The organism is Thauera sp. ZXT1-4 (assembly GCF_052598215.2).
Genome location: NZ_JBQWSN020000001.1, coordinates 307,454 through 323,888, shown reverse-complemented (window position 1 = coordinate 323,888; position 16,435 = coordinate 307,454). Strand labels below are relative to the sequence as shown.

Genomic DNA, 16,435 nt, shown 5'->3' with positions numbered 1-16,435 from the left:
CGTGAAGCCCGCCGCTGGACCGTCTCCAAGGCCTGCTTTATCTTTGCGCACATGAGATCGAAGAACTCCGCGCGCAAGGCAATTCACCCCCGGCAGGCAAGCCTGCGACGGTTCGCCTGCCTCAGCGCAGTCATGCTGCTAGCCGCCTGCAGCACGGTCCCCGAGGCACCCCGCCACAGCACCGCTGCGCCACAGACGCCGGCGCCCGCGCGCAGCAGCTATTTTGCCTTCCCCGACGAGCAGCATGCCCAGGAGATGGTGCTGTTCGCCCTCGGTCTCCTCGACACCGGCTATCGCTTCGGCGGCCGCAACCCCGAGGCCGGGCTCGACTGCAGCGGAATGGTCGCGTACGTCGTGGAGAATATCAGCGGCCAGCGCCTGCCCCACAACGCGGCTCAGATCGCAGAACGGACCCGGCCCATCCCGGTCGAGGCGCTCGCGCCCGGCGATCTCGTGTTCTTCAACACGCTCAAGCGCCGACATTCACACATGGGGATCTACATCGGTGATGGCCGGTTCGTGCATGCGCCGTCGAGCCGTGGAAAGGTTCGCGTCGAGCGCCTGGACAACCGCTACTTCGCACAGCGCATCGACGGCGCCCGCACCCTGCTTGCCAACTGAAGGCTACAAGCCCGGCGCCGCCCAGAGAACACTCAGCGCTGCGGCACCTGCACGTAGATCTCGCCCGGCTTGGTCAGCCCGAGTTCGAAACGGGCGCGCTCCTCGATTGCCTCATTACCCGACTTGAGGTCATTCACCTCGGCCGCGAGGCTTGCGTTGCGCTGCTCGAGGCGCAGATTCTCATCTCGCTGCGCCTGCAACTGGCGATCGACGTCCCACACGCGCAGCCATCCGCCCTTCCCCAGCCAGAGCGGGTACTGCAGCAGCACGACGAGTGCGAGCAGGATCAGGATGGGCCAGCGCATCAAGCAGAAAAACTCGAGATTGGATTGCCGCAGGGCCGGCCACCGCGTTCGCGGACAGGCCCACTCCCCGTGGCGGGGCGGGCCTGCATTCCGGTTATACCGGGCTTGCCCACGAAGGCCCGGTCAGCACCGATTCGGCGAGGTCGGCGACAAGAGCGCCGACCTCGCCGCAGGACGACGGTCAGCGCAGGTTGTAGAACGCGCGCTTGCCCGGGTAGGCCGCGGTATCGCCGAGGTCTTCCTCGATACGCAGCAGCTGGTTGTACTTGGAGATGCGGTCCGAGCGGCTCAGCGAACCGGTCTTGATTTGCATCGCGCGCAAGCCCACGGCGATGTCGGCGATGGTCGAATCGTCGGTCTCGCCCGAGCGGTGCGAGATCACCGCGGTGTAGCCAGCGAGCTTGGCCATCTCGACGGCGGCGAAGGTCTCGGTGAGCGTGCCGATCTGGTTGATCTTGATGAGGATCGAGTTGGCCACGCCCTGCTCGATGCCCTGCGCAAGGATGCGGGTGTTGGTGACGAAGAGGTCGTCACCCACCAGCTGCACACGCTTGCCCAGGCGCTCGGTGAGGATCTTCCAGCCGTCCCAGTCGCCCTCGGCCATGGCGTCCTCGATCGAGACGATCGGGAACTTGTCGCACAGGGTCTCGAGGTAGTCGGTGAAGCCCTCCGCGGTGAGCGACAGGCCCTCGCCCTTGAGCTCGTACTTGCCGTCCTTGTAGAACTCGGATGCAGCGCAGTCGAGCGCCAGCAGCACATCCTGGCCGGGCACGTAGCCGGCGGCGACGATGGCTTCCTGGATCAGGTTGAGCGCTTCCTCGGTGCCCGAGACGTTGGGGGCGAAGCCGCCCTCGTCGCCAACGGTGGTGGGGTAGCCCTTGCCGTCCACGATCTTCTTGAGGTGGTGGAAGATCTCGGCACCGCAGCGCAGCGCCTCGCGGAAGCTGCCCATGCTCACCGGCATGATCATGCATTCCTGGATGTCCAGGCTGTTGTTGGCGTGCTCGCCGCCATTGATGACATTCATCATCGGCACCGGCATCACCATCGGACTGGAGCCGCCGAAGTAGCGGTACAGCGGCAGGCCGGCCTCTTCGGCGGCGGCCTTGGCCACCGCCATCGACACCGCCAGCATGGCGTTGGCGCCCAGGCGCGACTTGTTCTCAGTGCCGTCGAGCTCGATCAGGGTGCGGTCGATGAAGGCCTGCTCCTCGGCGTCGAGGCCGATGATCGCTTCGGCGATCTCGGTGTTCACGTTCTCGACCGCGCGCAGCACGCCCTTGCCGAGGAAGCGCGACTTGTCGCCGTCACGCAGCTCGATCGCCTCGCGCGAACCGGTGGAGGCGCCCGACGGCACCGCGGCGCGGCCCATCACGCCGGATTCCAGCAGCACGTCGGCTTCGACGGTGGGGTTGCCGCGTGAGTCGAGAATCTCGCGGGCGATCACATCAACGATTGCACTCATGTGTAGTCCTGTTGCAGTTACTGGGATTGGGGGAATTCGAAGCTCAGAGCGTGGTCTCGAGGAAGCCCTGGCGCTTTACCAGCGCGTCGATGTCCTTGAGGGTGGTCAGCAGCGCCTTCATCTTCGGCAGCGGCCAGGCGTTGGGACCGTCGGACAGCGCCTTGGCGGGGTCCGGGTGGGTCTCCATGAAGAGACCCGCCACGCCCACCGCGACTGCGGCGCGCGCCAGCACCGGCACGAACTCGCGCTGGCCGCCCGAGGCCGTGCCCTGCCCGCCCGGCAGCTGCACCGAGTGGGTGGCGTCGAACACCACCGGGCAGCCGGTGTCGCGCATGATCGCCAGCGAGCGCATGTCGGAGACGAGGTTGTTGTAGCCGAAGGACGCACCGCGCTCGCACACCATGATGGTGTCGGCGCCGCCGTTCGCTTCCCTGGCCTTGTCGGCGACATTCTTCATGTCGCCCGGCGCAAGGAACTGGCCCTTCTTGATGTTCACCGGTTTGCCACTGGCCGCCACCGCGTGGATGAAATCGGTCTGGCGGCACAGGAAGGCCGGGGTCTGCAGCACGTCGACGACCGACGCCACCGCAGGGATTTCCTCGATCGTGTGCACGTCGGTCAGCACCGGCAGGCCGAGCTGCTTCTTCACCGCCTCGAGCATCTTGAGGCCGGCGTCCATGCCGTGGCCGCGGAAGCTCTTGCCCGAGCTGCGGTTGGCCTTGTCGTAGGACGCCTTGAAGATGTACGGGATGCCCAGCTCGGCGCAGATTTCCTTCATCTGGCCGGCGATGTCCAGGCACATCTGCTCGGATTCGGCCACACAGGGGCCGGAGATCAGGAAAATCGGCTTGTCCAGGCCAACATCGAAACCGCAGAGGTTCATGCTTCGCTCCTTCAGGCCGCGGCCTGCTTGCGCGCAATCGCCGCCTTCACGTAGGCGGTGAACAGCGGATGGCCCTTGCGCGGGTTGGAGGTGAATTCGGGGTGGAACTGGCAGCCGACGAACCACGGATGGACGTCGGCGGGCAGCTCGACCATCTCGCACAGGTCGGTGACGGGCGCGCGCCCCGACACCACCAGTCCCTTCTCTTCCAGCTTGGCGAGCAGGGTGTTGTTCACCTCGTAGCGATGGCGGTGGCGCTCCATGACCTCGGGGGCGCCGTAGATCGCGCGCGCCAGCGTGCCTTCCTTGAGCTGGCAGAGCTGGCCGCCGAGGCGCATGGTGCCGCCGAGGTCGGACTCTTCCGAGCGCTTCTCGATCTTGCCCGTGCGATCCTTCCACTCTGTGATCAGGCCGATCACCGGGTACTTGGTGTCGCGCTCGAACTCTGTAGAGTGGGCGCCTTCCATGCCGGCGACGTCGCGAGCGAACTCCACCACCGCGAGCTGCATGCCGAGGCAGATGCCCAGGTACGGCACCTTGTTCTCGCGCGCGTAGCGGATCGCGGCGATCTTGCCCTCGGTGCCGCGCTTGCCGAAGCCGCCGGGCACCAGGATCGCGTCCATGGCCTGCAGCACGCCGCAGCCGTCGCGCTCGATGTCCTCGGAGTCGATGTAGTGGATCTTCACCTTCGACTCGGTGTGCATGCCGGCGTGGTTGAGCGACTCGATCAGCGACTTGTAGGACTCGGTGAGGTCGACGTACTTGCCGACAAAGCCGATGTCGACCGACTGCTTCGGGTTCTCGAGCGCGTGGATCAGCTTCTCCCACACCGAGAGATCTGCCGCGCGTGCGAGGATGTCGAGCTTGTGGCAGACGATCTGGTCGAGCATCTGGTCGTGCAGCATGCCCGGGATCTTGTAGATGGAGTCGGCGTCGAGCACCTCGATCACCGCCTCGGGCATCACGTTGCAGAACAGCGCGATCTTGCGGCGCTCGTCCACCGGAATCGAGCGATCGGCGCGGCACAGCAGGATGTCGGGCTGGATGCCGATCTCGCGCAGCTCCTTCACCGAGTGCTGGGTCGGCTTGGTCTTGAGCTCGCCGGCGGTCGGGATGTAGGGCAGCAGCGTGAGGTGGATGAAGCAGGTGCCGTTGCGGCCTTCCTCGAAGCCCATCTGGCGGATGGCCTCCAGGAAGGGCAGCGACTCGATGTCGCCCACCGTGCCGCCGACCTCGATGATCGCCACGTCGGCGCCCTCGGCGCCGCGCTTGACGTAGGCCTTGATCTCGTCGGTGATGTGCGGGATGACCTGCACGGTCTTGCCCAGGTACTCGCCACGGCGCTCCTTCTTCAGCACCGACTCATAGATCTGACCGGTGGTGAAGTTGTTGCGCTTGCTCATCTTGGCGCTGGTGAAGCGCTCGTAATGGCCGAGGTCGAGGTCGGTTTCCGCACCGTCTTCGGTGACGAAGACTTCGCCGTGCTGGAACGGGCTCATGGTGCCCGGATCGACGTTGATGTACGGGTCCAGCTTGAGGTGCGTGACCTTGATGCCACGGGACTCGAGAATGGCCCCCAAAGAGGCCGCCGCGATGCCTTTGCCCAGGGAGGACACGACACCGCCGGTAACGAAGACGTATTTGGTCATGGGAGATGTGCTGCGGGAAAGCGCGATGATAACCGAAGCGCCGGACATGCGTCAGCAGTCCGGCGCTCGCTCCGCCCCTGTTCGGCGCCCAGGCCGGACCCCGCGCCGCCCCACGGGAATCGCATGATCCAGCCTCCGGTCGGGGGCCTCGCTGCTCAGGCCATGCCTCTCAGGTCATACCGCGCAGCTCGCGCAGCAGCACCGACAGCATCGCCAGGTCAATGTTCTGCGCACCACGGATCTCTCCGAGCAGGTGCTGGTATCGGTCCAGGGCCGCGGCAGCACGAGCGCGCCATGCCGCGAGCCGGGCCGCCGTGTCGCCGCCCTCCGGCGCCAGGCGGATGGCCTCCGCAGCGAGCGTGCGCGCGAGCATCGACAGGTCGGTACGCAAGGCGCCCCGGGCGAGATTCTGCCAGCGCGTCTCCGCCGGCAGCGCCGAGATCTGCCGCCCCAGCCAGTGCAACTCCAGCTCGCCACCGAGCGCAAAATACACCCGTGCCACCGCCGCCTCATCCTGTCCGGTCTCGGCGGCAATCTCGACCAGGTCGAGCGCCGAGTACAGCTCGTCCAATGCCGCCACGCGCCGCGCCAGCGCCTCGGGCACGCCCTGCTCCACCCAGCGTGCCACTGCAGCATCGAGCTCTTCCCGGTAAGCAGGGCCGACATCGTCGTGCAGCCGACCGGCCAGCGCTGCGACGCCCGGCGAAAAGTGGGCCAGCGTCGCCTGCAGATCGGCCAGCCAGCGCCGGTTGCGCAGGAACCACAAGGTACCGCGCTGCACCAGCCGGCCGGAGGCCAAGATCAGTTCCAGCTGCACCGCATTGTCGATGCGGTTGTCCAGCGCCTCGGTATCCTGCCACACCCCCACCAGCCCGAAGACCTCGCGCGTAGCCATGTAGGCGCGCACGATATCGGCGGCAGGCACACCCATCTCGGTCTTCAACCGATGCACGAAAGTCGGCCCGACACGGTTGATCATGCTATTGATGACGTGCGTGGAGATGATTTCGCGCCGCAGCGGATGCGCCTGGATCTGGACGGCGAAGCGCTCGCGCAGGGGTCCCGGGAAGTAGCGCTCCAGCGCGGTGCGGATGTAGGGATCCTCCGGCACGTCGGACGCCAGCACCTCGTCGTAGAGTTCGATCTTGCTGTAGGCGAGCAGCACGGCCAGCTCAGGATGGGTGAGACCGGCGCGCGCGGCCTTGCGCTGCGCAAGCTCCTCATCCATCGGCAGGAACTCGAGCTTGCGGTTGAGCCGCCCGGCGTGGGCGAGGCGGCGCATGAAGTCCGCCTGCTCGTCGAGCAACGCCACGCCCCGCGCCCATGTCACCGAGAGGATCTGCGTCTGCGCGTAGTTGTCCCGCAGCACCAGCGTCGCGACCTCATCGGTCATGTCTGCGAGCAGCTTGTTGCGCTGCTTCAGGGTGAGCTCGCCCTCGGCCACCACGGCACCGAGCAGGATCTTGATGTTGACCTCGTGATCCGAGCAATCCACGCCACCGGAGTTATCGATCGCGTCGGTGTTGACGCGGCCGCCGCCCAGCGCGAACTCGATCCGGCCGAGCTGGGTGGCCCCCAGGTTGCCGCCCTCGCCCAGCACCTTGCAGCGCAGCTCGCCGCCATTGACGCGCACGGCGTCGTTGGCGCGGTCGCCCACCGCGGCGTCGGCCTCGGCGCTGGCCTTGATGTAGGTGCCGATACCACCGTTGTAGAGAAGTTCCACCGGCGCGGTGAGGATGGCGCGGATGAGCTCGGTGGGTGTGAGCTGCGCGGCCTGGAGATCGAGCGCGGCACGCACCTCGGGCGAGAGCTTGATCGACTTTGCGCTGCGCGGCCACACGCCGCCACCCTGCGAGATCAGCGCCTTGTCGTAGTCATCCCAACTCGAGCGCGGCAGCGCGAACAGGCGCGCGCGCTCTTCCCAAGAGCGCGCGGGGTCGGGATCGGGGTCGATGAAGATGTGGCGATGGTCGAAGGCCGCGATCAGTCTCGTCTGCTTCGACAGCAGCATGCCGTTGCCGAACACGTCGCCCGACATGTCGCCCACGCCGGCCGCGGTGAAGGGCTCTTCCTGGATGTCCTTGCCCATCTCGCGGAAGTGGCGCTTGACCGCCTCCCAGGCGCCGCGCGCGGTGATGCCCATCTTCTTGTGGTCGTAGCCCACCGAGCCGCCGGAGGCAAAGGCGTCGGCCAGCCAGAAGCCGTATTCGGCCGAAACCTCGTTGGCATAGTCCGAGAAGGTCGCCGTGCCCTTGTCGGCCGCCACCACCAGGTAGGGGTCGTCCTCATCGTGGCGCACCACGTCGGCCGGCGGCACCACGGCGCCCTGCACCAGGTTATCGGTGAGATCGAGCAGACCGCGCAGGAAATTGCGGTAGCAGGCCACGCCCTCGGCGACCAGCGCCTCGCGTCCGCCCTCGGCGGGCGGACACTTGACCACGAAGCCGCCCTTCGAGCCTACCGGCACGATCACCGCATTCTTGACGATCTGCGCCTTCACCAGGCCAAGGATCTCGGTGCGGAAATCCTCCATGCGGTCGGACCAGCGCAGGCCGCCACGCGCCACCTTGCCGCCGCGCAGATGCACGCCCTCGAAGCGCGGCGAGTATACGAAGATCTCGAACATCGGCAGGGGCTGCGGCAGGCTGGGAATCTTCGCCGGCGAGAACTTGAACGAGGTGTAGGTCTTGGCTGCGCCGTCCTTGTCGCGCTGGAACCAGTTGGTGCGCAGCGTGGCGAGGATCATGGCGAGGAACTGGCGCAGGATGCGGTCCTCGTCGAGATTGGCGACGGTGTTGAGTTCGGCCTCGATCGCCGCCACCTGCGCCGCGCATTGCGCGTCGCGATCGCCGCCCAGCGCCGGATCGAAGCGGGTGCGGAAGAGCTCGAACAGCGCGCGCGCGAGCTTCGGATACGCCGCGAGCGTCTGCTCCATGTAGGCGAGACTGAAGGTGAAGGCCGCCTGCCGCATGTACTTCGCGTAGGCGCGCAGCACGCTGACCTCGCGCCATGAAAGACCGGCGAGCAGCACGAGGCGGTTGAAGTCGTCGTTTTCCACCTCGCCGCGCCAGGCGCGCAGGAAGGCGTCCTGGAACAGCGGCCGCAGGGCGTGGATGTCCAGGCTCTCGGCGCCCGCGTACTGCAGGCCGAAGTCGTGCAGCCACACCGTGCTGCCATCCAGACGCTCGATCTCGGCAGGGCGCTCGTCGATCACCTTCACACCCATCTTCTCGAGCATGGGCAGGCTGTGCGACAGCGCCACCGGCGCACCGAGGTGATACAGGCGCAGGTTCAGGCGCCCTTGCTGCGCCTCCAGCGGCACATGCAGGTTGAGCGCCAGCGCGTCATCGTCGCGCAACGCCTCCATCTGTTCGATATCGAACACCGCCATGCGCGCCGAATAGTCCTCACGGTAGCCGGCCGGGAACCCGCTGCCGTAGCGACGCAGCAGTTTCATGCCGCGCTCCTCGCCGCACTGCTCGACCAGCGCCTGCTGCAACTCATCCTCCCAGCGCCGCGCGGCGCGGATCAGGCGCTGCTCCAGTTCGCGGGTATCGAAGGGTGGAATGATCGAGTCCCGCGTACGTACCGTGATCAGGATGCGCGCCAGAGCGGAATCCGAGAACTGCACGTCGAACTCGGACGAGGTCCCGTTGAACGCATCCATCAGCACCGCCTGCATGCGCTTGCGCTGGTCGGTGTTGTAGTGTTCGCGCGGCACATAGACGAGGCAGGACACGAAGCGCGCAAACGGGTCGATGCGCACGAAGAGCCGGGTGCGCAGCCGCTCGCCGAGGCGGAGGATACCCATCGCGTGGGCGTGCAGTTCTTCCGGATCGATCTGGAACAGCTCGTCGCGCGGATAGCGCTCGAGCAAGGTCTGCAGCGCCTTGGCGGCATGACCTCCGGGCAGCAGGCCAGCGCGCTCGAACACCGCGTCGACCTTGCGGCGCAGCAGCGGGATCTGGCGCGGGCTGGTGCTGTAGGCGGTAGATGCCAACAGGCCGATGACCCGACGCTCACCGGCCACCCTGCCCTCGCCGTCGAAGGTCTTGATGCCGATGAAGTCCAGATAGCCCGGCCGATGTACCGTCGAGCGGGAATTCGACTTGGTGATCGTGAGCAGTCGCGGCAGATGGGCCTGCGCACGCAACTGCGGCGGCAAGGCCGCGAAGGAGCGTGACTGGCCATCCTCACCCTCGCCGCGCAGCAAACCCAGCCCCGAGTTGGGGACGATGCGCAGTTCGTTCCCCTCCTCCGTACTCGCCAGCGTGTAGTCACGGCAGCCGAGCAGCACGAAATTGTCCTGGGCCAGCCATTGCAGGAAGGCCTTCACCTCCGTGGCATCGGCCGACTCCAGCACAGCCGGCAGCGTATCGAGCCCGGCGGTGATCTCCTGCAGCCGGGTGCGCATCGCGGGCCAGTCGCTCACCGCAACACGCACATCGGCCAGCACGTGCTCGATGCCCGCCTGCAGCGCGGCCAGATCTGCGGGGTCGGTACGACGGTCGACCTCCAGGTGCATGATGGATTCGAAGCCGGCGCCCTTGCCTCCCGCCCCCTTGCCTCCCGCCCCCTTGCCTCCCGCCCCCTCGGCGCCTGCACCCGCAGCGTCTGCGCCGTCGCCGCCGAAGCGGACAAAGCGGCCCTGCGCATCACGCTGCACCTTGATGACCGGATGGATGATCAGATGCAGGGTCAGTCCCTGGCGCGCCACCTCCATGGTGATCGAGTCGACCAGAAAAGGCATGTCCTCGCCGACGATCTCGATGACGGTGTGCGGACACTCCCATCCGCTCTCATCCACGCGTGGGTTGAACACGCGCACGCAGCTTGCTTCCTTGCGGCGAGCGATGAAATGCCACTGGCTCAACACCGCGCCGTAGAGGTCGGTGACGGGCAGAGCTTCGAGTTCGTCCGGATCCATCTGGGCGAAGTAGCGGGCGGCAAAGTCGCTCACCACCGCTGCCTGGTCCGCCGGCAGCCGTGCGGCAATCTGCTCGATCACCGCATCGATCTGTGCCGTAAGCCTGCCTGTCTCCCGCTTTTCCATCTCGACCTCCGCACGTGCGTGTTGGGGCACGGTGCGACGATGCGGGCTCCTGCGGATTGCGTGGCGAGAACCCGGATCGCAGCGCCGTGGAACAGATCGGTCAGGTTAGGTCAAAGGATCTGCCGGTCATAGGCACGTTTTCCCGTACCCGCCGCCACAGGCACGAAAAAAAAGCGCGCCCCCTCCTTCAGGTCGGCGCGCCGTCTTGCGGCCCTTCGGGCCACCGCATTCAGCGGATGAAGTCGCGGTTCACTTCACGGAACAGATCCGTTCCGCCGCGCTGGAGCCACTCGAAAGCGACCATCTCGCGCGACACGATCTCGATGCCGTGCCCACGCATGCGCTCGAAGGCGAGGTCGCGGTTGGCCGGGTCGCGCGAACCCGAGGCTTCGGCGACGATGAAGACATCCTTGCCGGCCTGGCGCAGGTCAAGTGCGGTCTGCTGCACGCACACATGCGCCTCGGTACCACACACGATCACCTGCTTGCGCTGCTCCACCGCCGTGCCCGCAAAGCAGCCATCGGCCTGCGCGGAGAAGAACTGCTTGCCGACGTATTGCGCGTTGGCGGTCACCGCGCGCACCGAATCCACAGTGCCACCGATCTTCTCGGGGAAATGCTCGGTCACCACCACCGGCACACCGATCCGCTCGGCCACCTGGGCGAGCCAGGCGCAGTTCTCCGCCACCTGCTCGCCCTGGTGAATATAGGGTGCGAGCCGCGCCTGCACATCCACGATCAGCAACACGGATCTATCGGGATTCATCAGCATGGTCTTTCCTCCTCAGTCGGCCAGCTCGGCGCGTTCGCGGAAATGCGCCAGCGCCTCGGGGTTGGCCAGGGCCTCCTGATTCTTGACCGGGCGGCCATGCACTACGTTCCGCACCGCCAGTTCGACGATCTTGCCGCTCTTGGTGCGCGGGATGTCTGCCACCTGAAGCACCTTGGCCGGCACGTGGCGCGGCGTGGTGTTGTCGCGAATGGTCTGCTTGATCCGTCTGACCAGATCGTCGTCGAGCGTCAGCCCTTCGCGCAGCTTCACGAACAGCACCACGCGTACATCGTTCGGATTCTGCGGCGGCCAGTCCTGGCCGATCACCAGCGACTCGACAACCTCGTGCAGCTTCTCGACCTGGCGGTAGATCTCGGCGGTGCCGATGCGCACCCCGCCCGGGTTGAGCGTGGCGTCCGACCTTCCGTAGATGATCAGCCCGCCATGCGCGGTGATCTCGCAGAAATCCCCGTGGCACCACACGTTGTCGAAGCGATCGAAGTAGGCAGCGTGGTACTTGGCGCCGTCGGCGTCGTTCCAGAAGCCAATCGGCATCACCGGGAAGGGCTTGCTGCACACCAGCTCCCCCTTCTCGCCGCACACCGGGCGACCCTCGTCGTCCCACACGTCCACCGCCATGCCCAGGCCGCGGCACTGGATCTCGCCGCGCCACACCGGCAGCACCGGGCTGCCGAGCACGAAGCAGGAAATGATGTCGGTACCGCCCGAGATGGACGAGAGCTGCAGGTCGGCCTTGATGTCGCGGTAGACGTAGTCGAAGCCTTCCGGCACGAGCGGACTGCCGGTGCTCATCATGGCGCGCACGCTGTCGAGCTTGTGGGTCTCACGCGGCTTGAGTCCGAACTTCGCGGCCGCATCGAGGTACTTGGCCGAGGTGCCGAAGTGCGTCATCTGCTCGGCGTCGGCATAGTCAAAGAGGATCTGGTTGTCGCCGGCGAAGGGCGAGCCGTCATAGAGCAGCAGCGTAGCCTCTGCGGCGAGCGCGGAGACCAGCCAGTTCCACATCATCCAGCCGCAGGTGGTGAAGTAGAACACGCGGTCGCCCGGCTTCACGTCGCCGTGCAGCGTGTGTTCCTTCAGGTGCTGCAGCAGCGCGCCGCCGGCGCAGTGCACGATGCACTTCGGGACGCCGGTGGTGCCCGAGGAGTACATGATGTACAGCGGGTGGTCGAAGGGCAGCTCGGCGAACTCGATGTCGTCCACGAAGTGGAAGGGGGCGATGAAATCCGCGTACATGCGCGCATGCGGCACATGCGACAGGTCGTGGTCGTGATGAACGTAAGGCACGACCACGACGCGCTGCACGGACGGCAACTGACCGACGATGTCGCCGAGCTTGCCGAGCACGTCGACCGTCTTGCCGCCGTAGTAATAGCCGTCGCAGGCGATCAAAACCTTGGGCTCGGTTTGGCCGAAGCGGTCGAGCACGCCCTGCACACCGAAGTCGGGCGAGGCCGAGGTGAAGATGGCGCCGATACTCGCCGCGGCCAGCATGGCGATGGCGGTCTCGGGCAGGTTGGGCATGTAGGCGGCGACGCGGTCACCGGCGACCACGCCCTGTTCCCTCAGGGCGGCGGCGAAGTGCGCAACGGCGCGATAAAGCTCGCCGTGGCTCATGCGGTTCTTCACCCGGTCCTCGCCCCAGAACACGATGGCATCGTGCGCATCGCGCGAACGCAGCAGGTTGCGGGCAAAGTTGAAGCGTGCATCGGGAAACCACTGCGCGCCGGGCATGCGGTGACCATCGACCAGCACGCGCTGACCGCGCGCGCCGATCACGCCGGCGCCAGTCCCATCCCCTTCCCAGACGCTCACCCAGAACTGCTCGGGCTGCGCCACCGACCAGTCGTAGAGCGCCGCATAGTCGGGCAGCGTGACGCCCCACCGCTTCTCCGCGGCAAGACGGAAGGCGGTGACGTTGGCGTCCGCCACACGCTCGGCCGACGGCGTCCAGAGCGGCTTCTGTTCTGCAAGCTGATTCATCGTGTCTCCTCTCACTGAATGCATGCCACTTCGGTGGCCTCGTCTTTTTCTGTACAGCCAGTCGCTATGTCACGTGCAGGTACGGCCTGCTTCAGGCGGGCGCGTCCTCGAACAGCGCACGGATGAAATCGGGAATCGGCGCCGACTTGCCGGTGCGCATGTCCATCCACACCGTCTTGGCCGCGCCCTCTGCGTACAATCGCTCGTCGCCTTCGACGAAAAGTTCATACCAGGTCATCACGCTCGACCGCCCCGGCTCACCGACGTACATCTTCACAACGACCGTTGAAGGATAATTCACCGGAATCAGGAACGTGCAGCTCGCGTTGATGATCACCGGCCCTACGGCCTCGTCCGGACGCACGCGGACACCGACCTTTTCCAGCCACTCGCAGCGGGCCTGCTCGAGGAAGCGGAAGTACACCGTATTGTTGACGTGCCCGTAGGCGTCCATGTCTCCCCAGCGCACGGGGATGCGCGCAGTGTAGATGAGCTTGCCGTGCTCCTTCATGTTGCATCTCCTCTTGTATGTTGAGCGCGCTAATGTAACATACGGCCCCGTATGTTTGCGCAAGGCGCCTGCGTGCCGGATGATCGTCGGCGCATGCGCGAGCGCGCACGGGTTTAAACTGGCGCCAGCGACAGCTCGCGCACACGCCGAAATGATGGGACAGGAGGACAGGATGGAACGCGAATCGATGGAATTCGATGTACTGATCGTCGGCGGCGGCCCTGCAGGCCTCGCCGCGGCGATCCGTTTGAAGCAACAGGCCGAGGCAAAAGGGCAGGACCTTGCGGTGTGCCTGATCGAGAAAGGCGCGGAAATCGGTGCCCACATCCTCTCCGGCGCGGTGATCGACCCGCGTTCGCTCAACGAGCTGATCCCCGACTGGAAGGAAAAGGGGGCTCCGCTGACGACCGCCGTGACCGAAGATCAGGTCATCTTTCTCACCGAAAAGGGCTCGTTCCGCAACCCGCCTGCGCTCACGCCGGACTGTTTCGACAACCACGGCAACTACATCATCCGCCTGGGCAACCTCGTCAAATGGCTGGGCGAGCAGGCCGAAGCTGCCGGTATCGAGGTCTATCCGGGCTTCGCCGCGGCCGAGATCCTCTACGACGAGCACGGTGCGGTCAAAGGCATCGCCACCGGTGACATGGGTCTGAACCGCGACGGCACACCCGGCCCGCAGCACCAGCCCGGCATGGAACTGCACGCCAAGTACACGCTGTTTGCCGAAGGCTGTCGTGGCCACCTCGGCAAGCAGCTCGAAGCGAAATTCAACCTGCGCGACGGCGTCGATCCGCAGACCTACGGCATCGGCGTCAAGGAGTTGTGGGAAGTCAGCCCGGAGATGCATCGCCCCGGCCTGGTCGTGCACACTGCCGGCTGGCCGATGGACAACCGCACCTACGGTGGCGGCTTCATCTACCACCTCGAGGACAACCTCGTCGCGCTCGGCTTCGTGGTCGGCCTCAACTATGAAAACCCGCACCTGTCCCCCTTCGAAGAGATGCAGCGATGGAAGACCCACGCCGCGGTGCGCAAGCACATCGAGGGCGGCAAGCGCCTGTCCTACGGTGCACGTGCCATCGCCACCGGCAACATCCAGAGCCTGCCGCGCCTGGTGTTCCCGGGCGGTGCGCTGATCGGTGACGACGCGGGTTTCCTGAACGCCGCGCGCATCAAGGGTGTGCATGCAGCGATCAAGTCCGGCATGCTCGCCGCCGAAGCAGCCTTCGAGGCGCTGGCCGCCGAACGCCAGCGCGACGCGCTGACGGGCTACCCGGCCGCCTTCCGCGATTCGTGGCTCTATGCAGAGCTGCACAAATCGCGCAACTTCAAGCCGCTGATGAAGAAGGGCCTGATCATGGGCTCCTTCCTGTTCGGCATGGACCAGATGCTGTTCCGCGGCAAAGCCCCCTGGACCCTGCACAACAGCGCCGATCACGAGAAGCTGAAGCCGGCGTCCGAGTGCCCGAAGATAAACTACCCCAAACCCGACGGGGTACTCACCTTCGACCGGCTCTCGTCCGTGTTCCTGTCGAACACGAACCACGAGGAAGAGCAGCCCTGCCATCTGCAGCTGAAGGACCCCTCGGTAGCCATCTCGATCAACCTCGCCCGGTACGACGCCCCGGAACAGCGCTACTGTCCGGCCGGCGTGTACGAGATCGTCGAGGAAGAAGGCAAGCCCCGTCTGCAGATCAACGCGCAGAACTGCATCCACTGCAAGACCTGCGACATCAAGGACCCGACCCAGAACATCAACTGGGTCGTGCCGCAGGGCGGCGAAGGGCCGATCTACCAGGGCATGTAATCTGTCCACTCGACGCAGCCACCGCGCTGCGTCATCCCCTTCGGGAGGTTCAGAATGGCTGGCGCTGCAGATGCGGAACCCCTCCCCGGCTCGGGCATCACGTCCGGACAGGACGGGGTTCTCCGCTGGGTGCATGAGGTCAATCTGTGGAAGAACCCGACGATCCTCATCACCGTCGCAAAGGTCATGCTGTTTGCGGCCCTGGTGCCGGCGCTGCTCGTTGGCGTCCTCACCCTCTTCGACGGTGACGGTGTGGTCGCGGCGCTGCGCACCTTCGCGGAGGTGGGTGGTCTCTCGATCGGCATCGTGGTCGTCCTGACGCTGATTGCCTACCCGCTGCTCGCATTGCTGATGGGCGGACGCTATTGCGTCGTCTTCGAGATGGACGCGCGCGGCGTCAATCACGTCCAGTTGCGCAAACAGTTCGAGCGCAACCAGGCCCGGATGCTGGTCACCATGCTCGCAGGCATCGCCGGCAGCAGCCCACAGACCACCGGGGCCGGCCTGCTCGCGGCGTCGCGCCAGTCCCTGCACACGACCTTCACCAAGGTCCGGCAGATCCGGATCAACGAGCGCCGCGGGGTCATCTACCTCGCGGAGAAGTTCAGCCGCAACCAGGTCTACGCCGCGCCGGAAGACTTCGCCTTCGTGCGCGACTACATCGTTTCGCGCTGCCCGAAGGCGTTGGTGCGGGGCCACTCCGGAGGCCGCGGAAGGTGAGCCATCTGGCCACCGGGCTGCGTACAGCCGTTCTCGCATGCGCCCTCGCCTCGTCGATGGCGCACACCGCGGGAGCGGTCGATCCCGCACAGCTGGCCGAAGCGCGCGCAGCCTATCAGGCCGCCTTCGAGCATTACACGCGCCTGCTCACCACGCCGGGTGCAGACGGCGATCGCAAGGCTGCGCTCCAGGCCTATCGCGAGGCTTCGACGCGCTACAGAACCCTTCAGTCGAAACTCGAAGCAGCCGGGATTCATCCGGCGCCAACGTCCGCCGCGTCCCCGACGCTCGATACCCAAGGCATACGCGGAATCGTGGACATCGACAACGACGCCAGTACCTCCGACCATCCCAGCGACCCGAGAGTCAGGCTTGAATCGGACGCGCAAGCCGGCACACCCCGCGCACAGATGCTGCTCGGCCTGCTTCTGCTCAAGGGCACAGGCGAGCGCACTGCGCCCGAGGCCGGCATCGAATGGCTCGAGCGGGCCGCGGCTGGCGGTGACCCGGACGCGATGGCGATGCTCGCAGACGAACTCGATTCGGGCCTGTGGGTGGCGGCCGATCCGCAACGCGCACGCACACTGCGCGAGCAGGCTGCACGCCTCGGCTCCGCGCTGGCGGAATGGGGGCGCTGAAAAC

The 16,435-nt window shown here is 66.1% G+C and carries 12 protein-coding genes; 4 read left to right on the top strand and 8 right to left on the bottom strand.

All coding sequences use genetic code 11. The features are described 5' to 3' along the window. Positions 1-132: 132 nt before the first annotated feature. Entirely contained in the window at positions 133-621 is a 489-nt protein-coding gene (locus ACUH78_RS01545; RefSeq protein WP_418362891.1) for a C40 family peptidase, read from the top strand. Positions 622-653: 32 nt separating this feature from the next. On the opposite strand, the gene ftsB is transcribed toward ACUH78_RS01545, so the two are convergent. The 8 genes from ftsB to ACUH78_RS01505 all read right to left on the bottom strand — a co-directional run bounded on the left by ftsB (position 654) and on the right by ACUH78_RS01505 (position 13,263). Next, positions 654-926: a cell division protein FtsB gene (gene ftsB, locus ACUH78_RS01540; RefSeq protein WP_418362892.1), complete on the bottom strand. Its 273-nt coding sequence runs from the start codon at positions 924-926 to the stop codon at positions 654-656. Positions 927-1,107: 181 nt separating this feature from the next. Then, positions 1,108-2,391, bottom strand: coding sequence for a phosphopyruvate hydratase (eno, locus tag ACUH78_RS01535; RefSeq protein ID WP_435750762.1), 1,284 nt, complete (start codon positions 2,389-2,391; stop codon positions 1,108-1,110). Positions 2,392-2,434: 43 nt separating this feature from the next. After that, positions 2,435-3,274, bottom strand: a complete 840-nt coding sequence (gene kdsA, locus ACUH78_RS01530; RefSeq protein WP_418362894.1) for a 3-deoxy-8-phosphooctulonate synthase — start codon at positions 3,272-3,274, stop codon at positions 2,435-2,437. 11 nt (positions 3,275-3,285) lie between these two features. Further along, positions 3,286-4,923 carry a CTP synthase gene (gene pyrG / locus ACUH78_RS01525; RefSeq protein ID WP_445332445.1) on the bottom strand — a complete coding sequence of 546 codons (1,638 nt, stop codon included), beginning with the start codon at positions 4,921-4,923 and terminating at the stop codon, positions 3,286-3,288. Positions 4,924-5,092: 169 nt separating this feature from the next. Then, on the bottom strand, positions 5,093-9,976 hold the full coding sequence (locus ACUH78_RS01520; RefSeq protein WP_445332446.1) for an NAD-glutamate dehydrogenase: 4,884 nt from the start codon (positions 9,974-9,976) through the stop codon (positions 5,093-5,095). Positions 9,977-10,205: 229 nt separating this feature from the next. After that, positions 10,206-10,748, bottom strand: coding sequence for a hydrolase (locus tag ACUH78_RS01515; protein WP_418362896.1), 543 nt, complete (start codon positions 10,746-10,748; stop codon positions 10,206-10,208). A gap of 12 nt (positions 10,749-10,760) precedes the next feature. After that, positions 10,761-12,752 carry an acetoacetate--CoA ligase gene (locus ACUH78_RS01510; RefSeq protein ID WP_445332447.1) on the bottom strand — a complete coding sequence of 664 codons (1,992 nt, stop codon included), beginning with the start codon at positions 12,750-12,752 and terminating at the stop codon, positions 10,761-10,763. A 91-nt stretch (positions 12,753-12,843) separates the two neighbouring features. Then, entirely contained in the window at positions 12,844-13,263 is a 420-nt protein-coding gene (locus tag ACUH78_RS01505; protein WP_418362898.1) for an acyl-CoA thioesterase, read from the bottom strand. 172 nt (positions 13,264-13,435) lie between these two features. On the opposite strand from ACUH78_RS01505, the gene ACUH78_RS01500 reads away from it, so the two are divergent. From ACUH78_RS01500 to ACUH78_RS01490, 3 genes are read left to right on the top strand one after another with little or no spacing between them, the layout of a single operon-like run. Next, complete coding sequence (locus ACUH78_RS01500; protein WP_418362899.1) at positions 13,436-15,073, top strand: electron transfer flavoprotein-ubiquinone oxidoreductase; 1,638 nt, start codon at positions 13,436-13,438, stop codon at positions 15,071-15,073. Between the two features lie 54 nt (positions 15,074-15,127). Continuing rightward, complete coding sequence (locus tag ACUH78_RS01495) at positions 15,128-15,793, top strand: hypothetical protein (protein ID WP_445332448.1); 666 nt, start codon at positions 15,128-15,130, stop codon at positions 15,791-15,793. After that, on the top strand, positions 15,790-16,431 hold the full coding sequence (locus ACUH78_RS01490) for a tetratricopeptide repeat protein (RefSeq protein ID WP_418362901.1): 642 nt from the start codon (positions 15,790-15,792) through the stop codon (positions 16,429-16,431). The genes ACUH78_RS01495 and ACUH78_RS01490 overlap by 4 nt, the downstream gene beginning before the upstream one ends. The last annotated feature ends 4 nt before the right edge of the window (positions 16,432-16,435 follow it).